This is a genomic window from Streptomyces sp. DH37 (assembly GCF_029813835.1).
Lineage (GTDB): Bacteria > Actinomycetota > Actinomycetes > Streptomycetales > Streptomycetaceae > Streptomyces.
This window is the reverse complement of record NZ_JARVKV010000018.1, coordinates 69972-90832: the sequence shown is the minus strand read 5'-3', so window position 1 is coordinate 90832 and position 20861 is coordinate 69972. Positions and strand designations below refer to the sequence as shown.

The window sequence follows — 20861 nt, the reverse complement described above, 5'->3', positions numbered from 1 at the left end:
GGGGAGCACCGCAGCGGTGCTCCCCACCGCCCTTCCGGCGTCCGGCCACGGGAACCGCGGCCCCGCGCGACCGCCCCGCCTCAGCAGGGCTCCCGCTCCCGCTCCTCCGCACCGGAGTCGCGGGCCTTCGCCTTCCGCCGCCCCGACCGGGCCGCGGCTCCCAGGCTCAGGGCACCGGCGCCGGCGATCACCGCCATGGCCCAGTGGCCCGTACCGCCGCCCGGCCGGAGGGCCAGCGCGACGTTGATCGCGCCCACCACGACCCAGCACAGGGCGCCGAGCCCCTGGAACATCCAGCCCTTCTCCGACGACACGGCATCACCTCCCCTGCCCGCATGCCCCCTTCGGCGGGTGGGAAGTCATGCCCTGAGCTGGGCCTTCGCAGCAGGGTCCTGGATGCCGGGCGGAAGGACCGGGCTCGCCGGGAACAGCCCCGCCGCCCCCGCGGGGAGCGCCGCGGGAGCGGCGGGGCGGCCGGCCTCCACCGCGGTCGCGTCCCGTTCGGCCTGACCGCGCGTCACCGTGCCGTCCCTCCCCCTGCGGTGGGGCGGGTCCTCCCGGCTCCGGGCGGGCCGGAACCCGCCCGTCCGGAACGCGGCGCGGTGCCCGGCACCCCCCGCCGCGCCTCGTCCGGCGTCATCCGGGGTGCCCGCGGCGGCGCTTGCGGCGGACGGGGGCACCGGACGGCCCACCGGTCGGACGCCACCGCTCCGGCTCCGTGCCGCGCTCGCCGGGCCCGGGCCCGGGCCGGGTGCCGCTGTAGCGGAATGCCGCGATCCGCCCACCGCGCTGGGTGTTGAGCCGTCGGATGACCAGGCTTCCCAGCACGACCATCCCGATGATCACCGCTGTGGTGATGACGATGTCCACGGTCCTCACCGCCTCCGCGCGTGCTGCCGCGGCCCGGCCGGGCGCGGCAGCGGGGACGCCTCACGGACCGCTGCCCTCCCGCCGCGGTCCCGGCGGCGCTCCGCGACGGCACGGGCCACCGCCTGGCGCGCCATGAGCACACCGGCCGCACGGAGGTCCCCCGCGGCGGCAGCGGCGGGGGCCGGCCAGGCCGCCGCGGCCCCCGGCGCCTCCGGCGGGACCACCAGCAGCTCGCACCGGCCCGCGGTGTGGGAGAGCAGGACCAGCTCGTACGGCTGCCCGCCCGGGAGGCATCCGACGCGCACCCTGCGCCCGGTGACGCGCACCGTGCGCGGGACGACGGGCCAGCCGGTCGGATCGACGGTGACGCGGACGACGTGCCCCCAGCCGTCCTCCAGGGCGTCCGTCAGGGCGGGAAGCTCACGGGAGAGGTCGCGGGACCGGGGCCACCAGACGCCGTCCACGCTCGGGCGGTCCGGGAGGACACGCGTCGCCGTCAGGGCCAGGCGGACCGGTGGCGAGGGAGCGCGCGCGCCGGTCGGTGCGGGAGGGGTGGTGGTCGTGCGCATGGTGCGAACCCGCCTCCGGGCCCGGCTTCTCCCCGAGTGCCCGGCGTCGTCGCTCGCCGGGAACGGCACCCGCGTGAGGACGGGTGCGCGAAGTGCTCCCGGTACCTCAACCCTACTCCGCCACCTGCGGCGACGGTGGCCGCTCCTCCCGCCGCTCCCCCCGCCGGTGGTCCCGCCGCCGCGTCCCCACCGGGGCCGGCCGGGGTTCAGCCGGGGACGCGCAGGGCGAGGACGGCGATGTCGTCGGTGCTGCCGGAGGACATGCGGACGAGGATCTGGTCGCAGAACTCGTCCAGGGGGCGGCGGGCGAGCGCGGTGGCGTGGCGGCGGAGACGCCCCAGACCGGTGTCCAGGTCGGTGCCGGGGACCTCGACCAGGCCGTCGGTGTAGAGCAGGAGGGTGGAGCCGGGGGGCAGGGGCACGGTGGCGTCGAGGCGGCCGCCGCCGCCGAGGCGGGCCCCCAGGAGGAGGCTCTGCCCCTGTTCGAGGTACTCGGCGTGTCCGTCGGGCGCGACCAGGAGGGGCGGCGGATGGCCGGCGCTGGTCCACCGCAGCCGCCAGGGGCCGTCCTCGGAGCCCTCGACACGGGCCAGCACGAGGGTGGCCATGGGAACGCTGGTGATGGCGGGTATGGCGTCGTCGAGGCGGTCGACGATGGCGCTGGTCGGTTCGGTGTGGTCCCAGGCCAGCGCGCGCAGCATGCCGTGGAGCTGGGCCATGCCCGCCGCGGCGGCCAGGTCGTGGCCGACGACGTCGCCGATGACCAGCGCCGTGGCGCCGTCGCGCAGGAGGAAGGCGTCGTACCAGTCGCCGCCCACCTGGGAACCGACGGGGGCCGGCTGGTAGCGGGCGGTCAGGCGCAGCGGGCCGGGCTGGGGCGGGGAGGCGAGCAGGTTGCGCTGCATGGCCTCGGCGATCTCGCGCTGGCGGCCGAAGAGGCGGGCGTTGTCGATGGCCAGCCCCACACGGCGGCCCATGTCCCCGGCCAGCGCCAGGTCGGCGGCGTCGAACGGCTGGGCGGCTCCGGTACGGACCAGGGTGAGGGCCCCGGTGACCTCCCGGGCGGTGCCCAGGGGCACGGTGACGGCGGAGGTCGCGCCCAGCGACTGGAGGAAGCCGGCCTGGACGGCGGCCAGCGCGGAGTCGGGCGGTGCGGCGATCTCCCCGGGGCCCACCAGGACGGGCTCGCCGCCGTGCAGGGCCCGCACCAGAGGGGAACGGGAGTTCTCGGCGGCCGCCGGGAGGATGCCCTGCCACGCCTCCCCCTCGGCGTCGCGGCCCTCGGGGCCGGTCACCGCGACCCTGCGCACCTCGCCTTCGACGCGCAGGTCGATGGCGGCCCAGTCCGCCAGCCGGGGCACCAGGAAGCGGCCCAGCCGGCTGAGGGCCTCGTCGGTGTCGAGGGTCTGGGTCAGGACCGCGGTGACCTCCGCGACCAGCGCCATCCTGTCGGTGAGGTCCTCCAGCGCGGTCACGCGCGTCGTCCGGCCCTCGGGCGCCCCCGGTCCGGCGGCGACGGGGGCGAACAGCACGGCCATGCCCGCCACACGGCCGTCCCTGGTCACGGGAGAGCCGGACCAGTCGACCGGAACCGGGCGCCCGTCACCGTGCAGGAAGCCGTCCCCCTCGCCGTGGGCCGGGGCGCCGCGGACCAGGGCCGCGAGCAGCGGGCACTCCTCGCGCGGGATCGCCGTGCCGTCGGGGCGGCGGTGCAGCAGGCCGTGGAAGTCCTCCCCGACCATCGCCGACGCGGTGCGGCCCAGCAGCTCCTCGGCGACGGGGTTGACCGCGGCGATCAGCCCGGAGGAGTCCACCACGGCCAGGGCGGTCCCCAGTTGGTCGAAGACCTCCCGCCAGAACGCCGGCTCCGCCGCCCACCGCCGGCCCTCGCCACCGGCCGTGTCCCGAACCACGCCGCTTCCTCCGGTTGGTAGACGGTCCGCCGGTCACGACCGACCGGCGGCGGGCGGCGGCTGTCGCCGGACGGCCTCCCACCGGGAGGGATGCGCGGGCGAAGCGACTGTTCCCTGGAACCAGGTTATGCCTGTCCGCGCCGGGCCATGGACGGCGGGACGAGGCGCCTCCGGCCGGGGAGCCGCCGTCGGCGGCGGCTGCCGGCTTCCCGCCGGGCCGTGGTCGGTTCCGGTGCCTCGCCGCGCGTTCAGGCGGCCGGGGCGGGACCCCGGCGTTCGGCCAGTGCGCGGAACTCGCGGAGGGCTTCTTCCCTGAGCTGTTCCAGCGGGATGCCCCGGCTCTCGTCCCGGTCCACCAGTTGGATGGCTACCGCGACGACCGGTCCCAGTTCGTCGGGGTAATCGAGGTCCATCGCCACCTCGACCCAGACCAGGTCGGCGGCTGAGGCCGGGTCCGGGGAACCGTCCACGACCTGATCGGCCAGCCAGTGGGCCAGGGCCCACTTGGCAGCGGTCGGGTCCGCGGGCGCATCGAAGCCGATCCCCAGCTCATCCGCCACCCGGTCGAACAGTTCCCGGGCCTCGTGCTCCTCCCGGCGGCCGAGGCCGGCCAGGAGAGGAAACGACGGCGAGTCGACGGCGGCCGGGAGCGCGTCCAGAGCCGCTTGGACGAGGCGGTCGGAGCCGACGTGCCGACCGAGCGCATGCGCCTGCGCGAGCGTCCTCAACTGTTTGAGCGCCTCGTCCCCCGCTGATGTCACCCGTGGATGTCACCCGCTGATGTCAGAAGCCCCGAGCCGGTCGCGGCTCGGGGCTTCCTCCCTGCTCGGGCGCGGAGCCGCCTGTCGGGTTCGAACCGACGACCTTCGCTTTACAAGAGCGGTGCTCTACCAGCTGAGCTAAGGCGGCGTGTGCGGCGTCACCGTGGCCGTTCGGGGGCCGTGGCGCGTACGCAGTGTGCAGTGTACCTACATCGCGGCGGCGGGCCGGTGGACTTTCGACGGACGCCAGGTGCTGACAACGGGGACCCCGCCGGGTTACCGTCAGCGCACGTTCACACAGGTTCACACCCGTGGAACGCGACCTTTACTCGGATCGTCCGGCACGTTCCTGCCGGTGAAGGAGACAACCGACCATGGCCTCGGTCACGTACGACAACGCCACCCGGATCTACCCGGGCGGCGACAAGCCCGCCGTCGACAAGCTGAACATCGAGATCGCGGACGGGGAGTTCCTCGTTCTCGTCGGCCCCTCGGGCTGCGGCAAGTCCACCTCCCTGCGCATGCTCGCGGGCCTGGAGGACGTCAACGGCGGCGCCATCCGCATCGGTGACCGCGACGTCACCCACCTTCCCCCGAAGGACCGGGACATCGCCATGGTGTTCCAGAACTACGCGCTCTACCCGCACATGACCGTCGCCCAGAACATGGGCTTCGCGCTCAAGATCGCGGGTGTGCCGAAGGACCAGATCCGCGCCAAGGTCGAGGACGCCGCGAAGATCCTGGACCTGACCCCCTACCTGGACCGCAAGCCCAAGGCGCTCTCCGGCGGTCAGCGGCAGCGCGTGGCGATGGGCCGCGCGATCGTCCGCGAGCCGCAGGTGTTCCTCATGGACGAGCCGCTGTCGAACCTCGACGCCAAGCTCCGCGTCCAGACCCGTACCCAGATCGCCAGCCTCCAGCGCCGCCTGGGCATCACCACGGTCTACGTCACCCACGACCAGACCGAGGCCCTGACCATGGGCGACCGGGTGGCCGTGCTCAAGGACGGTCTGCTCCAGCAGGTCGACTCGCCGCGCCACATGTACGACAAGCCGGCCAACCTCTTCGTCGCGGGCTTCATCGGCTCCCCGGCGATGAACCTGGTCGAGGTGCCGATCACCGACGGCGGCGTGAAGTTCGGCAACAGCGTCGTCCCGGTCGAGCGCGACGCGCTCGCGGAGGCCGCGGCCAAGGGCGACAAGACCGTCACGGTCGGCATCCGCCCCGAGCACCTGGACACCGTCAGCGCCGAGGGCTCCGGCCTGGCCAAGGACGCGCCGGCCGGTCTGGCCGTCACCGTCAACGTGGTCGAGGAGCTGGGCGCCGACGGCTACGTCTACGGCACCGCCGAGGTCGGCGGCCAGTCGAAGGACCTGGTCGTCCGCGTCGGCGGCCGCGACGTCCCGGAGAAGGGCTCGGTCATCCACGTGGTGCCGCGCGCCGGCGAGACCCACGTGTTCTCGACCTCCACCGGTGAGCGCCTGAGCGACTGACCGTCCTCCACACGGCCGACAGGGGCCCGTACGTCCGCGCACCGCGGCCGTACGGGCCCCTCGGCGTTCCCCGGCCGCCTCCCCGTGCCCGGACGGCCGTTGCCGCGTCAACACGGGCGTGCTGCCGCACCTGGGGATATGAGGTTCCCCGTCACTCGCAGGGGTGACTAAATGTCGCCAAATCACCACTCCTCGCTACCATCGCAAGCGCCCCCCGCGGGCTCCCCGAAACCGTCCCTCGCGAGGAAGACTCCAGCAGTGAATCAGGCAGCGCGCCGCATCGGCCGAACTCTCGCCCTCGTCCTCCCGGTCGTCCTGGTCCTGTCCGGGACGCTCGCCGTCACCGCCGTCCCCTGGGCCCCCTCGGGGCCGCAGGTGCTGACCGCCTCGGCGGAGCGGACGGCCCCCCGCGACAAGCCCCGCGCCCCGCACGAGGTGGTCCGCGACCGGCTCGTCGCCGAACTCCAGCAGAAGGACCCGGGCACCGCGCTGACGGGCCTTCAGAAGGAGGTGAACCGCAGGCCGTCGCTGGCGCGGCACTGCGCCTCCATCGCCCGCGCGCTGGGCCGGGCCGCGGTCGAGAAGTACGGCGCCGTGCGCGCCCACTCCTACTCGCGGCCGGTGTGCGACACCTCCTTCGCGGCGGGCGTCGCCGACGCCCGCTGACCGGTGCGGTCCCCGGGGCTCCGGGGGCCGTGCCGGACGGGGGCGGGTGCCGGACGGGCGCGGGAGCGGGTGCGCATATCGTCACCGCATGACACTCGACGCCCAGTTCGCGCACACGTACCCGACCCAGGCCGTGGTCCTGGCCGGTGGCCAGGGATCGCGGCTCCGTCCGTACACCGACGACCGTCCCAAGCCGATGGTCGAGATCCCCGGCACGGGGACTCCGATCATCGGCCACCAGCTCGCCTGGCTGGCCGCCGAGGGCGTCACCGACGCCGTGGTCTCCTGCGGCCATCTCGCCGAGGTGCTCCAGGAGTGGCTGGACGGCGCCCGGTTGCCGCTGAAGGTGACGACCGTCGTCGAGAAGGAGCCCCTCGGCCGCGGCGGCGGCCTGAAGTACGCCGCCGCCTCCCTCCCCCGCCCCGGCGAGCCGTGGTACGCCACCAACGGCGACATCTGGACGCGCTTCTCGCTGCGCGAGATGGCCGGGTTCCACGCCGAGCGCGACGCCGTCGCCACCCTCGCGCTGGCCCGTCCGCGCATCCCCTGGGGCGCCGTGGAGACCGACGAGTTCGGCCACGTCCTGGACTTCATCGAGGCCCCGCCCTCCCCGTACCTGATCAACGCGGGCGTCTACGTCTTCTCCGCCCCCTTCACCGCGCTGCTGCCCGACCGCGGCGACCACGAGCGGACCACCTTCCCGCGCCTGGCGCGCGAACGCGCCCTGGCGGGCTTCCCGATCCCGCAGGGCGCGTACTGGCGTGCCATCGACACCGCCAAGGACCTCAACGAGGCCGCCAAGGAGCTGGCGGGCCACGGCCGTTCCCGGTAGAGCCCGGTCCCCTGATGGGATCCGGTCCCCCGGTGGGGTCCGGTCTCCCGACGGAATCCGGTGGACGGCCGCGGCCCGCGCGGGCCCGCCGTCAGCCCAGCAGGCCGCCCAGCGCGCCGTCGCCGCCTCCGGAGCCCGATCCCCCGGAGCCGTCGTCGCCGCCGTCCTCACCGCCGCCCGTACCGCCCGCGGCGCCGGCGTCCTCGCCGCCGTCCGTGCCGCCGGAGGCGGTCGGGGGGTCCGGTTCGGGCACGGCCGGCGCGACCGGCTGCGGCGGCGCCTCCACGGTCTGCCGCTGGCTCGGCGTGCCCGGCAGCTCGCCGGTGCCGGTGCTGCCCGCGCTCGGGGTGGTGGTCCCGGCGCCGGAGGTGGACGGGCTCGGCACCGAGCGGTTCCCCGCGTCCGGCGTCCCGGCGTCCGCCCCCGGCGCGGACGGGCTCGGGCGGTCGGAGGACTTCCGCGGCAGCGGCGAGCCCGGCTGGTTGTTGGTCAGCGGCTCGCCCGGCCGGGGCACGGTGGCCAGCTGCGCGGAGCGCACCGCGCTGCCCAGCACCGAGCCGACCAGCAGCGTCAGGCCGAGGACCACCGTGGCGACGACCGCGCCGCGCCGCAGCACGCGGCGGCGCAGTTCCCACACCTCCACGCGCGGGCCCAGCCGCCGCCAGGCCTCGCCCGCCAGGCGCGCGTCCAGCGAGTAGTACGGCGCCCCGGCGATGACCAGCGGGCTCCAGGCGGCCAGGTAGATGATGTCCGGGGCGTCGTACACCGGGACGGTGCGCCAGCTCACCGTCAGGATCAGGACCGCCGACAGCAGCGCCCCGAAGGCCGCCGCGACCCGCTGCCACAGGCCCATGACGGTCAGCACGCCGACGACGATCTGGAGGAAGGCCACCGACAGCCCGGCACCGACGGGGTGGGCGACCGCGAAGTCCCGCAGCGGCTCGGCCGCGGCCCACGGCCGCAGCGAGTTCAGCCAGCCCACCAGCGAACCGCGCTCGCCGCCGTCGAAGTAGACCGGGTCGCAGAGCTTGCCCATCCCGGCGTAGACGGAGATGAAGCCGAGGAAGATCCGCAGCGGCAGCAGGACGACCCCGAGGTCCATGCGGCGGTCGGGGTAGAAGCCGTGCCGCGCGTGGCGGCGGGCCTCCTCGCGCGCGCCCTCCTCCTCGTACCCGTCGCCGTACCCGTCGCCCTCGTACCCGTCCGGCCCGTCGTGCTCCCCGGGTCCGTGTCCGTCGTCCTCCGCGCCGTCGGCGCCGTACGGCTCGAAGGGGCGGTACGGCTCCCGCGCGGGGGCCTCCGGGACGTCGTACGCGCCCTCGGCCGGGCGCACGCCCGCCAGCAGCGGGCGCTCGGGGGGCCGGGGCGCGCGGGGGGAGACGATCGTGGGGACGCCGCCGCCGAGGGTGTCGTCGAGGGCGGGCAGCACGGTGGTGCGCGGGCCGCCGTCCGGCCCCGGCGCGGGGCGCGGCACCACGAGCGGCAGCACCTGCGTGGCGGCGTTGCCCGCCTCCTCCCCGTCGGCCCCGCCCGCCCGGGCGCTCGCGTGGCGTACCGCCTGGAGCAGCCGGGTGGCCCGTGCGTCGCCGGGCTCCGTCCGGCCGCTCCACACCACGGGCGCGCGCCGCCCGGCCGCCGGGCGGCGGACCGGGGTGGCGCCGCGTACCGCCGACAGCCCGTCGGCTCCGGCCGGCACGTGGCCGCGGGACGGCGGCGCGGCGAGCCGCACCCGGAAGCTGGCGTGGTTGACGACGACCTCGGCCGGGTCGCTGGGCACCTTGACCGTGCTCAGCACCGGCTCGTCGTCGAAGAAACCGCGGGGTGTTCTGGTGTCCACACTCCTCTAACCGAGTGACGGACGCATAGGACACTCCCTTGACGGGCCCGATCTGTCGGGGGCCCGTCAAGATCCGGCGGCGGGCCCCCGCGCGGACGCGGGGGCCGCGACGGCGCCGCCGGAGGTCACGCGCGGCGGCGGGCGGCCTCGTAGAGGGCCACGCCCGCGGCGACACCGGCGTTGAGGGACTCCGCGCCGCCCGGCATCGGGATGCGCACCAGCAGGTCGCAGGTCTCGCCGACCAGCCGGGACAGGCCCTTGCCCTCGCTGCCGACCACGATCACCAGCGGGCCGTCCAGCGCGGCCACGTCCTGGATCTCGGCCTCGCCGTCGGCGGCCAGGCCGACCACGAACAGGCCCTCCTTCTGGTACGCCTCCAGGGCGCGCGTGAGGTTCGTGGCCCGCGCGACCGGGGTGCGGGCGGCGGTGCCCGCGGAGGTCTTCCAGGCGCCCGCGGTCATGCCGGCCGCGCGGCGCTCGGGGACGACCACGCCGTGGCCGCCGAAGGCGGCGACGGAGCGGACCACCGCGCCCAGGTTGCGCGGGTCGGTGACACCGTCGAGCGCGACGATCAGCGGGTCCTCGCCGTCGTCGTACGCCGCGGCGGACAGGTCCTCGGGGTGGGCGTACTCGTAGGGCGGGATCTGGAGGACCAGGCCCTGGTGGTTGAGGCCGTTGGTCATCCGGTCCAGCTCGGGGCGCGGGGCCTCCATCAGGTGGACGCCGCCGCGGTCGGCGGCGAGCTTGAGGGCCTCGCGCACGCGCTCGTCGTTGTCGATGAACTGCTGCACGTACAGGGTGCTCGCGGGCACGCCCTCGCGCAGCGCCTCGACCACCGGGTTGCGGCCGACGACCAGCTCCGAGCTGCCCTTGCCGCCGCGCCGGGGCGCGGGGCGGCGGGCGCTCTGGCGGGCCTTGGCGTTGGCCACGCGGTTCTTCACATGGCCCTTGCGCATCTCGGCGGGCGGCGTCGGGCCCTTGCCCTCGAGGCCGCGGCGCCGCTTGCCGCCACTGCCGACCTGCGCGCCCTTCTTGTTGGACGTACGGCGGTTGGGGCGCTGGCTGTTCCCGGCCATCGGGATCACTCATCTCTTCTTGCTGCTAGGCGGAACGGGTGGGCGGGTGGGGTGCGGGGATGCGCGCCGGGGCGCGCGGGTTCTAGCGGGCGTCCCGCGAGCCCAGCTCCCAGCGCGGTCCGGACGGGGTGTCCTCGATGACCAGGCCGGACCGCTGGAGCTGGTCGCGGATGGCGTCGGCGGTGGCGTAGTCCCTGCGGGCCCGCGCCGCCTGGCGCTGCTCCAGGACGAGCCCGACCAGCGCGTCCACGACCCCGGCCAGTTCCTCGCCGCGCCCGGCGGAGTCGCCGCCCGCCCAGTGCCCGTCGAGCGGGTCGAGGCCGAGCACGCCCAGCATCGCCCGCACGTCGGCCAGCGTGTCGGTCACCGCGTCCTTGTCGTCCTCGGCCAGGGCCGCGTTGCCCTGCCGGACGGTGGTGTGGACGACGGCGAGCGCCTGCGGGACGCCGAAGTCGTCGTCCATCGCCGCCGCGAACTCCTCGGGGACCTCGGCGGCCGGCTCCACGGACCCGGCCCGCTCCACGGCGCGCTGGACGAAGCCCTCGATCCGGCCGAAGGCGGCCTCGGCCTCGCGCAGGGCGTCCTCGCTGTACTCGATCGTCGAGCGGTAGTGCGGGGTGCCCAGGTAGTAGCGGAGCACGATGGGCCGCCACTGCCGGACCATCTCCGAGACCAGCACCGAGTTGCCGAGCGACTTGCTCATCTTCTCGCCGCTCATGGTGACCCAGGCGTTGTGCAGCCAGTACGAGGCGAAGTCGTCGCCGTACGCCGTGGACTGGGCGATCTCGTTCTCGTGGTGCGGGAAGACGAGGTCGACGCCGCCGCCGTGGATGTCGAAGGCGCGGCCCAGGTACTTGTGGGCCATCGCCGAGCACTCCAGGTGCCAGCCGGGGCGCCCGCGGCCCCACGGCGTCTCCCAGCTCGGCTCGCCGGGCTTGACGGCCTTCCACATCGCGAAGTCGCGGGGGTCGCGCTTGCCGGTCTCGCCCTCGCCGGAGGGCTGGCGCAGGTCGTCCAGGTCCTGGTTGGACAGGGAGAGGTAGCCGGGGAGGGAGCGCACGTCGAAGTAGACGTTGCCGTCGGCGGCGTACGCGTGGCCGCGGTCGATGAGTGCGCGCATCATCTCGACCATCTCGGGGATGTGGCCGGTGGCGCGCGGCTCGTAGGTGGGCGGCAGGCAGCCGAGCGCGGTGTAGGCGTCGTCGAAGGCGCGCTCGTTGGCGTAGCCGATCGCCCACCAGGGGCGGCCCTGCTCGGCGGACTTGGCGATGATCTTGTCGTCGATGTCCGTGACGTTGCGGACGAACGTCACGTCGTAACCGCGGTGGGCGAACCAGCGGCGCATGACGTCGAAGTTCAGTCCCGACCGGATGTGACCGATGTGCGGAGCCGCCTGCACGGTCGCGCCGCACAGGTAGATCGAGACGCAGCCCGGTGTGAGCGGGGTGAAGTCACGGATCTGCCGGGCGCTGGTGTCGTACAGGCGAAGAGTCACGGGTCAAGGGTAGTCGGAAACGCGAGGGAGCCGGCGCGGGTCAGACACGGCGGACGACCAGTGCCGTGGCGACCGCGGCCAGCCCCTCGGCGCGGCCGGTCAGCCCCAGGCCGTCGGTGGTGGTGCCGGAGACGGACACCGGCGCGCCGGCCGCCTCCGAGAGCGCCTTCTGCGCCTCCGCGCGCCGCTTGCCGATCTTGGGGCGCACGCCGATCACCTGGATCGCCACGTTGCCGATCTCGAAGCCCTCGGCGCGGACGATCCGGGCGGCCTCGGCGAGCAGCGTGGTGCCCGCGGCGCCGGACCACTCGGGGCGGTCGGTGCCGAAGTGGGCGCCCAGGTCGCCGAGTCCGGCGGCCGAGAAGAGCGCGTCGCAGGCGGCGTGGGCGGCGACGTCGCCGTCGGAGTGCCCGGCCAGGCCGTGCGTCTCCCCCTCCCACAGCAGGCCGGCGCACCACAGCTCGCGACCCTCCTCGAAGGCGTGGACGTCCGTGCCGATCCCGACCAGCGGCATCCGCGCGGACGACGGCGACGGCGAGGACAGCGGCGAGGAGGGCGCGGACGCGGACGTCCCGGCGGCCGGCTCAGAAGCCATCGGTGACCCTCCTGCGGGCGAGCACGGCCTCGGCGAGGACGAGGTCCAGCGGGCGGGTGACCTTGAACGCCTCCTCGTGGCCGGGCACCAGCACCACGGGGACGCCCAGCCGCTCCACCAGCCCGGCGTCGTCGGTGGCGCCCTCGCCCTCGCGGGGGGCGTTCGCGTGCGCCTTGACGAGCGCGGCCCGGTCGAAGCCCTGGGGGGTCTGCACGGCACGCAGCAGGGACCGCTCGGGCGTGGCCACGACCGGCTCGGGCTCCCCCGCGGGCACGCCGGGCGCGATCTGCTTGACCGTGTCGGTGACGGGCAGCGCGGGGACGACGGCGGGCGCCCCGTCCCGTACGGCGGCGACCACGGCCTCCACCGTCTCCACCGGGACCAGCGGGCGGGCGGCGTCGTGGACGAGGACGACGTCGACGTCGCCGGTCAGCGCGGCCAGCCCCCGGGCGACCGACTCCTGCCGCGTACCACCGCCGGTGACGACGATCACGTCGGTGTCGCCGGCGGACTGGGGCAGCGGGTGCTCGTCCAGGAGCGTGCGGACGGCGGCGGCGCCGTCCGGCGGGGCCACGACGACGACGAGGGAGACCGTGCGGGCGAGGGCGACCGCGCGGACGGCGTGGATGAGCATCGGGGTGCCGCCGAGCGGGCGCAGCGCCTTGGGCGCGCCGCGGCCGAGCCGCACGCCGCGGCCCGCGGCGGGGATGACCGCGGCGGTACGGCCGGCCGCCCGGCCGGCCGGCGCGGATTCGGACCTGGTTTCATCTGGCATCGGTTGCACGATCAGGTTTGTGTCCTCGGCGGAGGTGGGTATTGCACTCAGCATGCCGGGCGCGAAGCCCCGACCGGACCCTTCCGTGACGACCGGTCGGGCAGCCGCCCGGACCCGGTGCTCCTGCGGCACCGGGCGGCCCGTACAACCGGTCTCCACGCATCCCGGACGCCAACTCGTCTCGTCCGGACGGCACTCGTATGCCGTCCCGACATGCCGCAGCGCCCGGCGATGACTCGTGTCATCACCCGGGCACCGCGGCACTCTTCGCGTCTCCGCGTTCGCCTCTGCTCTCCGGCCGGGGCCATGGGCGCCGGCCGGTGCGCACCGGCTGCTGCGTCTGTCGCGTCTCGCTGACGGATGGCGGCGGACGGCGGGCGTCCGTCACAGGGGCCGACCACCACGGGGCGGCCGTACCGGATCACCGGTTCGTTCGGGCCGGTTCCGTTCGGGTCAGGACGCCAGGACCTCGTCCAGCAGCGTCTCGGCCTTGTCCTCGTTGGTGTTCTCCGCGAGGGCCAGCTCGCTCACCAGGATCTGGCGGGCCTTGGCGAGCATCCTCTTCTCGCCGGCGGAGAGTCCGCGCTCGCGCTCACGGCGCCACAGGTCGCGCACGACCTCGGCCACCTTGATCACGTCGCCGGAGGCGAGCTTCTCCAGGTTCGCCTTGTACCGGCGGGACCAGTTGGTCGGTTCCTCGGCGTAGGGCGCGCGGAGCACCTCGAAGACCCGGTCGAGGCCGTCCTGGCCGACCACGTCGCGCACGCCGACGAGCTCCGCGTTTTCCGCCGGTACGCGCACCTCCAGGTCGCCCTGGGCGACCTTCAGGACCAAGTAGGTCTTGTCCACGCCTTTGATCTGACGAGTTTCGATGGCCTCGATCAGCGCGGCCCCGTGATGGGGATAGACCACGGTGTCGCCAACCTTGAACGTCATGTGACAGGTACCCCTTCCGTGGCTATCCAGGGTAACACGGGAACGCCCTCTTCTGAATGGCGTTTTCGCAGGTCAGGGCATATCTCGGGGCTTGACAACAACGGTCGGATCGTGCTGCGGGGGCCTCGGGGGGACGGGAATCCGCAGGTCGGAGCGGGTCTGCGCGGGGCGGGAATCGCGCGCGGAAGCGCTCCGCAGAGCTTGACCGAAACACCCGTACGTCCGTTTTGTCGGAATCATCGATCCGGCCGAACGGTCTGAACCGAATTGATCAGCGGACGGGCGAACGGCCTCCGGGGGCGATTTCCGGTGAACCTTCGCGGCGCCCTTCCCGCTCCCTTCCCGGGACTTCCGCGGAATGCGCGTAATCGTTCGTACGGACGTGCAGTTGATATTCCGCGGGCCGCCTCCGCACACCCCCGCCCGCCCTCGCGGCTCCCGTGCGCGCGGCCGCGCGCGGCACAGGTCGGGAGGCGTGTGGGGCGGGTCGGGTGCGGACGCGTTTCACGGGGTCGGTACGCTGAGCCCGCCGACAGACCCACCCATCCCGCTAGGAGTTGCCGCCGCCGTGAGCAGCAGCCTTCGACGCGGCGCCCTCGCCGCCAGCACTCTCGCGCTCTCGATCGCCTCCCTGACCGCCTGCGGGGCCGGGCCGAACGCGCAGAGCCTGAACATCGCCCCCGACAACGCCTCGGCCCAGGTCGACGACATCAAGATCCAGAACGTCAACGTCATCACCCCCGAGGACGACTCCGGCCCCGCCTCCGTCTCGGCGCGCATCTTCAACGAGGGCTCCGAGGACGAGACCCTGGAGTCCATCACGGTGGACGGGCAGCGGGTGGAGCTGAGCCCTCCCGAGGGGCAGCAGGACATGACCGTCCCGGCGGGCGGCTCCCTGATCCTCGGCGGAGAGGGCAACGCCTCCGCGATCATCGAGGACCCCGAGCAGGCCGGCATCCAGAACGGCGAGGCCCAGCCGCTGGTCTTCGACCTCAGCTCGACCGGTCAGGTGGAGCTGCGCGCCACCGTCGTCCCGGCGGCCGGCACCTGGAAGGACTTCGGCCCCAGCGGCGCCCCCGCCCCGACGGAGTCCACGCTGCCCGACCCGGGCGCCTCCCCGACCCCGACCGAGGAGCCCGCCGAGGAGGACGACCCGCCGGCCGAGGACCCGGGCGCCAACGACAGCGGTGACGACGAGACCCAGGGCGACATCGGGGAGTCCCAGGAGGACGGCGGCACCCAGGACGACGGGGGCCGGTGACCCGTCCGCGCGGACGCCTTCCGTACACAGCACGGGTGGGGGCCGCCCCTGATCGGGGGGCGGCCCCCACCCGTGTCGACGCCGTCCCGGCGCCGCCGCCGCACCGGATCCCGGGTGCGGCGCGGTGCCGTCACGGCTCGAACTTGTAGCCCAGCCCTCGCACCGTCACCAGGTAGCGGGGCGCGCTCGGGTCCGGTTCGATCTTGGCGCGCAGCCGCTTGACGTGCACGTCCAGGGTCTTGGTGTCGCCGACGTAGTCCGCGCCCCAGACCCGGTCGATGAGCTGCATGCGGGTCAGTACGCGCCCGGCGTTGCGCAGCAGCATCTCCAGCAGGTCGAACTCCTTCAGCGGCAGGTCGACCTTGGCGCCGGAGACCGTCACCACGTGCCGGTCCACGTCCATCCGCACCGGTCCGGCCTCCAGGGCCTGCGGAGCGGCCTCCTCCGGCTCGCCGCGCCGCCGCAGCACGGCCCGGATGCGGGCCACCAGCTCGCGGGAGGAGAAGGGCTTGGTCACGTAGTCGTCGGCGCCTATCTCCAGGCCGACGACCTTGTCGATCTCGCTGTCCTTGGCGGTCACCATGATGACCGGCACGTTCGAGCGGCCGCGGAGCTGGCGGCACACCTCGGTACCGGGCAGCCCCGGCAGCATCAGGTCGAGCAGCACCAGGTCGGCGCCGTTGCGCTCGAACTCGTCCAGCCCGTCCGGGCCCGTGGCCGCGACGGCCACCTCGAAACCTTCCTTGCGCAGCATGTACGACAGTGCGTCGCTGAACGATTCCTCGTCCTCGACGACGAGCACTCGGGTCACGGGAGGACCTCCGGGGCGGGATCAGTGTGGCGATCGTTGGAGTCGTGGGGGGCTCGGTGGGTCCCGCGAGGACGGTCGCGGGGTGTGGGGGTCCTGCGGACGGTCCCGTACGGGGGCACGGGAACGTCTTCGGTACCGTCGGCGCCGTACGCGTCGTCCGCGTCCAGGCAGTCGGCGTCGTCCAGGCCGTCTCCGTCCACGCCGTAGGAGGCGTCTCCGTCTTCGGCGTCCTCGGAGTTCTCGTCGTCCTCGTCGTCCTCGAAGGCCGACGGCTCGCGCAGCGCGCCGCTGAGCCGGGCCCTCTCCAGCCGCGCGGCCTCGGCGCGCTCGCGCGCGCTGGCGGCCTCCGGCAGGCGCAGGGTGAAGGTGGAGCCCTGGCCCTCCGCGCTCCAGACGGTGACCTCCCCGCCGTGCGAGGCGGCCACGTGCTTGACGATCGCCAGGCCCAGACCGGTGCCGCCGGTGGCCCGGGAGCGGGCCGGGTCGACGCGGTAGAACCGCTCGAAGATCCGGTCCTTGTCCTTGTCCGAGATGCCGATGCCCTGGTCGGTCACCGCGATCTCGATCATGTCCCCGCCCGAGGCCGCGACCCGGCGCCCGGAGATGCCCACGCGGGTGCGGGCCGGGGAGTAGTTCACGGCGTTCTCCACCAGGTTGCCCAGCGCCGCGGCGAGCTGGCCGCGGTTGCCCCACACGTGGAGGTCGGCGGTGCCGCCCGTGGCCATGGTGATCTGCTTGGCGCCCGCCGCCTGGCGGCAGCGGTCGATGGCCTCGGCCACCAGCTCGTCCACCCGTACCGGCTCGGAGTCCTCCAGCGGGTTGTCGTTCTGCACCCGGGAGAGGTCGATCAGCTCCTGGACCAGGTTGGTGAGCCGGGTCGCCTCGGTCTGCATCCGGCCGGCGAAGCGCTCCACCGCCTCGGGGTCGTCGGAGGCGTCCATCACGGCCTCCGACAGCAGCGACAGCGCGCCGACCGGGGTCTTCAGCTCATGGCTGACGTTCGCCACGAAGTCGCGGCGCACCGCCTCGATGCGGCGGGCCTCGGTCAGGTCCTCGACCAGCAGCAGCACCAGCCGCGACCCCAGGGGGGCGACCCGCGCGGAGACGGCCAGCGCGTCGCCGCGCCCGGTGCCGCGCCGCGGCAGGTCCAGCTCGACCTGGCGGATCTCACCGTCCCGGCGGGTGTCGCGGGCCATCTGGAGCATCGGTTCCACCGCGAGCCTGCCGCCGCGCACCAGCCCGAGGGCGTACGCGGCCGAGCTGGCCTTGACGACGGCGTCGGCCTCGTCGAGGACGACGGCGGAGGACCGGAGCACGGAGAGCACGGTGTCCACGCCGGGGGGCAGCGCGGCCTCGGTGTGCAGCGAGCTCCGGGTGGGGCGGGTCTGCTCGCGCTCACTCCAGCGGAACGCGAGCATGGCGAACACGCCGGTGCACACCCCGGCGATCGCTGCCGCTGCGGCGACCGCCGCGTTCACGTCCATGCGTCCAGGTTATGCGGCTTCCGGAAGGCCGCCCCAGCCGTTCGGGCACCTGCTCGAACAGACGTCTCCGAGAGTTCACGTCGGTGTCGGTGCCGGTTCACTTGGTCGGGCGGAACAGGACGTGTTTCGGACAGAACGTGGGAGCGTAGGGGAGAACCGGGGCCCGCGCGCACTCTTCGCGGGAGGCCCGCGGTCCCTACGGTCACGTCATGCGAGGGGAAGGAAAGTCATGCGGGACGCGTACCACGAGGAGCTGGACTCGATCGGCGACAGTCTGGTCGAGATGGCCCGACTCGTCGGCTCCGCGATCGGCCGCGCCACCACGGCGATGCTGGACGCGGACCTCAATCTCGCCGAGAGCGTGATCGCAGCGGACGAGAAGGTGGACACCCTCCAGCGCGACCTGGAGACCAAGGCCATAAACCTGCTGGCCCGGCAGCAGCCGGTCGCCACCGACCTGCGGATCGTCGTCACCTCGCTGCGGATGAGCGCCGACCTGGAGCGCTCCGGCGACCTGGCGCAGCACGTCGCCAAGGTGGCCCGGCTGCGCTACCCCGACTCCGCGGTGCCGCGCGACCTGCACGCGACCATCCTGGAGATGGGCCAGCTCGCGCAGCGCCTGATGGCGAAGACGGGCGAGATCCTGATCACCAAGGACGTCGACCTGGCGCTCCAGCTGGAGCAGGACGACGACGCGATGGACCTCCTCCACCGCACCCTCTTCCAGCACCTGATGGACGACCGCTGGAAGCACGGCATCGAGACGGCCGTCGACGTCACCCTGCTCGGCCGCTACTACGAGCGCTTCGCCGACCACGCGGTCTCGGTCGCCCGCCGCGTCGTCTACCTGGTCACCGGCGACTACGCGGACGAGGTCGACCCGGCCGCCGCCGCGGCCGCCGTGGAGGGCGCGCCGGCCGAGGGCGCGTGACGCCGTACGGCACCGCGCGGCCACGGGGGCGCGGAGCGCCGCCGGCCCCGGCCGGTGCGCCCCGGGCCCGCGAACACGCGGTGGGTGCCCCCGCGCGCCGTTGACGCGCTCGGCGGCGGAGGACGTCAATGGGTGGCGAGACGAGCCGGTGACAGCCGGCACGATGCGGAGGAGGAACTCATGGCGGACTTCCCGACTCCACCCACGGCGGCCGGGCGCTCGGACGAACGGCCCTCGCTGCCCGTACTGGGGGCGTGCGGCTGCGGATCGGGGTGCTCGTGCGGATGCCAGTCCGGCGGATCCTGCCGGTGCGGCGGGAGCTGCTGAGCCACCGGAACGCACACGGCACGCGCGCGTGCCGCCGCGGGGCCCGGCCGGACCACCGGCCGGGCCCCGCGCCACGTTCCCCCGTCACAGCTCCCTGGCGGCCTCCTCCTCCTTCTCCGCCGTGCGCTGGAGGGTGCCGAGCACCGCGGCGGGATCGCCGTCGGCCAGCACCGCCTGGCCCACGTACAGCCCGATCTCGCGGCTGACCCTGCCCCAGGACACCTTGTTCGACGGGAAGAACTCCGCCGCCCCGAGCTGGTCCAGGAAGGGCCGCATCCGCGCGTGCCGCCGGTCGCTCCGCATCTGGTCCGAGGCGGAGACCGTGACCGGCAGCGTGTGGTAGCGGTGGGCGAACGCGAACTGGTTCTCCACCCGGTAGACGTGGGCGAGGAACGCGGCGACCGCGTCGCGGTTGCCCTCCCGGCGGAAGGCGAGCATCCAGCTCGCCGAACCCGTGGTGGTGTCCGAGGGCCCGTCGCGGCCGGGCAGCGGCGCCGTGCCGTAGTCGGTCTTCTTGCGGTCGGCCTGCCGCGTCAGCGACAGGTCGCCGTTGAGCATCCCGACGTGCCCGCCGGTGAACAGGTTGAACAGCCCCTGGCGGTTGGTGACGGCGGGGTTGACCGTGGTCAGGCCCCGGTCGACGAGCTCGTCGCGGAGCCAGCCCATGGCCTGGACGTTGGCGGGCGCGTTGAGGGCGTACATGCCGCCGTCGCCGACGTAGCCGCCGCCGTTGCCCAGCATCCAGGTCATGGCCTCGGTGGGCGCCTCCTCGCTGCCCAGCGGCAGCCCGTAGGGCACGTCGACGCCGGTGGCCCGGAGCGCGATGGCGGCCTGCTTCAGCTCCTCCCAGCTGCGCGGCGGCTCCTCCGGGTCCAGGCCCGCCTCGGCGAAGAGCCGCCGGTTGTAGAAGAGGAGCTGGAGGTTGGCGGTGAACGGCATCGCGTACCGCACGCGGCGCAGCTCGCCCGCGGTGCTGAGCGCGGGGACGAAGTCGGCCTGCACGGGGATGGAGAGCACCTCCTCGGCCCGGTAGAGCCGTCCGGCGGCCGCGTGGTCGGCGAAGGAGCCGATCTGCGCGAGGTCGGGGGCCCGCCCGTTGCCGATCAGCTCGGCGACCTTCTGCTCGGCCTTGCCCGGAGCGTGGACGGAGACCTCCACATCGATGCCGGGGTTCTCCTTCCGGAAGGAGGCGACCACCTCGTCCCAGTAGTCCTGGGTGAGGTCGTTCCCCTCCAGGTCCCCGTAGTCCGACGCGACCATCCTCAGGGTGACGCCCTCGATGCGGGACGCCCCGCTCCCGCCGCTGCCGCACCCGGCCGCCGTCAATGCGACAGATCCGGCCACCCCCGAAGCCAGGCCCAGGAACCGTCTTCTCCGCACTCTCGCCACCCCTTACTTAACCGGTACCGCTCCTGCATGGCCGTTCACCGGGGGCCGCACCGGAAAGCCGATCGGGAAGCCGGCGCGCGGCACCCTCGGGAAGCCACCGCAGGGTGGCTGAAAAGTAACGCTCAGTCCGCGGCGCTACCACCCTCCGGTGCGGACCGATATCCAAACGAGTCCGAGTGCCCAGACATGCGGACGGAGGGGTGTGAAACGTCACAACAGACCTCGGCCTCCCGCATGCGGTCCGAACGCGTCCGGCCGCCCCCGGACCGCGGCCGGACGCGGCGCCCGCCTCCACGGAAGCCCACTCCCCGGCGGCACCGGCCCAGCACCGGCACCGGCACCGGCACCGGCACGCAGCCGACGCCCCGCCCACGGTCCCGGCCATCCGCTCCGGGACGAACAGGCGAAAAATCTCGCTCCCGCACCTTTCATCCCCGTCTGGGAGTGTTACTGTGGTATTGGGCCTACGGGACGAGCGAGGGAGTTCGACCGGAGTAGCCGACTCGGGCGGAAAGCTTCGGCTTCCGCTGGGGCCGACGTCGACGGTCGGGCTGAGAGGCCGGAAGGTCGAGAGACCGGAAGGCGACCTCCACCACCTGATCCGGACAATGCCGGCGCAGGGAGCCCGCCCCGTAGGTTCACTCGTGTGACGGGCACCGATGCCACGTGGTGGTTCCACCGCGTGGCATCGGTGTTTCCCGGGAGCCCGTGAGGACCGCGACCCTCGCGGGACCTACCGGAGCGGCGGGGTCCGCGATCGGCGCCGACCGCGGGGCCGATCGGCCCGTAGACGACACGGAGCCCCCTGCCGGCGGGAGGACCGCCGGCAGGGGGCTCGTT

The 20861-nt window shown here is 74.2% G+C and carries 19 protein-coding genes and 1 tRNA gene; 5 read left to right on the top strand and 15 right to left on the bottom strand.

The annotated features are described in order from the left end of the window. Positions 1-80: 80 nt before the first annotated feature. From QC029_RS12410 to QC029_RS12385, 6 genes are all read right to left on the bottom strand, one after another. A complete protein-coding gene (locus QC029_RS12410; RefSeq protein WP_279555658.1) occupies positions 81-314 on the bottom strand; it encodes a hypothetical protein in 234 nt (77 codons plus the stop codon). A gap of 322 nt (positions 315-636) precedes the next feature. After that, positions 637-879 (bottom strand): hypothetical protein, encoded by a 243-nt coding sequence (locus QC029_RS12405; protein WP_279555657.1) that lies wholly within the window; start codon positions 877-879, stop codon positions 637-639. After that, positions 876-1439: a DUF5994 family protein gene (locus tag QC029_RS12400; protein WP_279555656.1), complete on the bottom strand. Its 564-nt coding sequence runs from the start codon at positions 1437-1439 to the stop codon at positions 876-878. Before QC029_RS12400 ends, QC029_RS12405 begins: the two co-directional genes overlap by 4 nt. Positions 1440-1645: 206 nt before the next feature. After that, a complete protein-coding gene (locus QC029_RS12395; RefSeq protein ID WP_279555655.1) occupies positions 1646-3352 on the bottom strand; it encodes a SpoIIE family protein phosphatase in 1707 nt (568 codons plus the stop codon). A 248-nt stretch (positions 3353-3600) separates the two neighbouring features. Next, positions 3601-4113: a hypothetical protein gene (locus QC029_RS12390; RefSeq protein ID WP_279555654.1), complete on the bottom strand. Its 513-nt coding sequence runs from the start codon at positions 4111-4113 to the stop codon at positions 3601-3603. Between the two features lie 75 nt (positions 4114-4188). Continuing rightward, positions 4189-4261 (bottom strand) — tRNA-Thr (locus QC029_RS12385). 226 nt (positions 4262-4487) lie between these two features. On the opposite strand from QC029_RS12385, the gene QC029_RS12380 reads away from it, so the two are divergent. From QC029_RS12380 to QC029_RS12370, 3 genes are all read left to right on the top strand, one after another. Next, complete coding sequence (locus QC029_RS12380) at positions 4488-5606, top strand: ABC transporter ATP-binding protein (RefSeq protein ID WP_279555653.1); 1119 nt, start codon at positions 4488-4490, stop codon at positions 5604-5606. A gap of 258 nt (positions 5607-5864) precedes the next feature. Then, on the top strand, positions 5865-6272 hold the full coding sequence (locus QC029_RS12375; protein WP_279555652.1) for a hypothetical protein: 408 nt from the start codon (positions 5865-5867) through the stop codon (positions 6270-6272). Between the two features lie 88 nt (positions 6273-6360). Continuing rightward, positions 6361-7104 (top strand): NDP-sugar synthase, encoded by a 744-nt coding sequence (locus tag QC029_RS12370; RefSeq protein ID WP_279555651.1) that lies wholly within the window; start codon positions 6361-6363, stop codon positions 7102-7104. Positions 7105-7195: 91 nt separating this feature from the next. Here the strand turns inward: QC029_RS12370 and QC029_RS12365 are convergent, their stop codons facing one another. The 6 genes from QC029_RS12365 to QC029_RS12340 all read right to left on the bottom strand — a co-directional run bounded on the left by QC029_RS12365 (position 7196) and on the right by QC029_RS12340 (position 13818). Further along, on the bottom strand, positions 7196-8941 hold the full coding sequence (locus tag QC029_RS12365; RefSeq protein WP_279555650.1) for a DoxX family protein: 1746 nt from the start codon (positions 8939-8941) through the stop codon (positions 7196-7198). A gap of 125 nt (positions 8942-9066) precedes the next feature. Then, positions 9067-10017, bottom strand: a complete 951-nt coding sequence (gene rlmB, locus QC029_RS12360; RefSeq protein WP_279555649.1) for a 23S rRNA (guanosine(2251)-2'-O)-methyltransferase RlmB — start codon at positions 10015-10017, stop codon at positions 9067-9069. Between the two features lie 82 nt (positions 10018-10099). After that, the gene (gene cysS / locus QC029_RS12355) at positions 10100-11512 is read right to left on the bottom strand and encodes a cysteine--tRNA ligase (RefSeq protein WP_279555648.1); all 1413 of its coding nucleotides are present in this window, start codon (positions 11510-11512) and stop codon (positions 10100-10102) included. Positions 11513-11552: 40 nt separating this feature from the next. Next, the gene (gene ispF / locus QC029_RS12350) at positions 11553-12107 is read right to left on the bottom strand and encodes a 2-C-methyl-D-erythritol 2,4-cyclodiphosphate synthase (RefSeq protein ID WP_279555647.1); all 555 of its coding nucleotides are present in this window, start codon (positions 12105-12107) and stop codon (positions 11553-11555) included. Further along, complete coding sequence (gene ispD, locus QC029_RS12345) at positions 12097-12882, bottom strand: 2-C-methyl-D-erythritol 4-phosphate cytidylyltransferase (protein WP_279555645.1); 786 nt, start codon at positions 12880-12882, stop codon at positions 12097-12099. Before ispD ends, ispF begins: the two co-directional genes overlap by 11 nt. A gap of 453 nt (positions 12883-13335) precedes the next feature. Then, positions 13336-13818 carry a CarD family transcriptional regulator gene (locus QC029_RS12340; protein ID WP_093658831.1) on the bottom strand — a complete coding sequence of 161 codons (483 nt, stop codon included), beginning with the start codon at positions 13816-13818 and terminating at the stop codon, positions 13336-13338. A 568-nt stretch (positions 13819-14386) separates the two neighbouring features. Between QC029_RS12340 and QC029_RS12335 the strand changes: the two genes are divergently transcribed. Next, positions 14387-15079 (top strand): DUF461 domain-containing protein, encoded by a 693-nt coding sequence (locus QC029_RS12335; protein ID WP_279555644.1) that lies wholly within the window; start codon positions 14387-14389, stop codon positions 15077-15079. 130 nt (positions 15080-15209) lie between these two features. Here QC029_RS12335 and QC029_RS12330 read toward each other — a convergent pair whose 3' ends face one another. Next, on the bottom strand, positions 15210-15890 hold the full coding sequence (locus QC029_RS12330) for a response regulator transcription factor (protein WP_279555643.1): 681 nt from the start codon (positions 15888-15890) through the stop codon (positions 15210-15212). Then, a complete protein-coding gene (locus QC029_RS12325) occupies positions 15887-17374 on the bottom strand; it encodes a cell wall metabolism sensor histidine kinase WalK (protein ID WP_279555642.1) in 1488 nt (495 codons plus the stop codon). Before QC029_RS12325 ends, QC029_RS12330 begins: the two co-directional genes overlap by 4 nt. A 229-nt stretch (positions 17375-17603) precedes the next feature. On the opposite strand from QC029_RS12325, the gene phoU reads away from it, so the two are divergent. Next, complete coding sequence (phoU, locus tag QC029_RS12320) at positions 17604-18305, top strand: phosphate signaling complex protein PhoU (protein WP_279555641.1); 702 nt, start codon at positions 17604-17606, stop codon at positions 18303-18305. A 411-nt stretch (positions 18306-18716) separates the two neighbouring features. Here phoU and QC029_RS12315 read toward each other — a convergent pair whose 3' ends face one another. After that, complete coding sequence (locus tag QC029_RS12315; RefSeq protein WP_279555640.1) at positions 18717-19958, bottom strand: extracellular solute-binding protein; 1242 nt, start codon at positions 19956-19958, stop codon at positions 18717-18719. Between the last annotated feature and the right edge of the window lie 903 nt (positions 19959-20861).

Bases quoted from the DNA above. Each gene is read 5' to 3' on its own strand.
- QC029_RS12400 (WP_279555656.1), bottom strand. From the start codon at position 1,439: ATGCGCACGACCACCACCCCTCCCGCACCGACCGGCGCGCGCGCTCCC.
- QC029_RS12380 (WP_279555653.1), top strand. From the start codon at position 4,488: ATGGCCTCGGTCACGTACGACAACGCCACCCGGATCTACCCGGGCGGC.
- QC029_RS12370 (WP_279555651.1), top strand. From the start codon at position 6,361: ATGACACTCGACGCCCAGTTCGCGCACACGTACCCGACCCAGGCCGTG.
- rlmB (WP_279555649.1), bottom strand. From the start codon at position 10,017: ATGGCCGGGAACAGCCAGCGCCCCAACCGCCGTACGTCCAACAAGAAG.
- ispF (WP_279555647.1), bottom strand. From the start codon at position 12,107: ATGGCTTCTGAGCCGGCCGCCGGGACGTCCGCGTCCGCGCCCTCCTCG.
- ispD (WP_279555645.1), bottom strand. From the start codon at position 12,882: ATGCCAGATGAAACCAGGTCCGAATCCGCGCCGGCCGGCCGGGCGGCC.
- QC029_RS12340 (WP_093658831.1), bottom strand. From the start codon at position 13,818: ATGACGTTCAAGGTTGGCGACACCGTGGTCTATCCCCATCACGGGGCC.
- QC029_RS12325 (WP_279555642.1), bottom strand. From the start codon at position 17,374: ATGGACGTGAACGCGGCGGTCGCCGCAGCGGCAGCGATCGCCGGGGTG.
- phoU (WP_279555641.1), top strand. From the start codon at position 17,604: ATGCGGGACGCGTACCACGAGGAGCTGGACTCGATCGGCGACAGTCTG.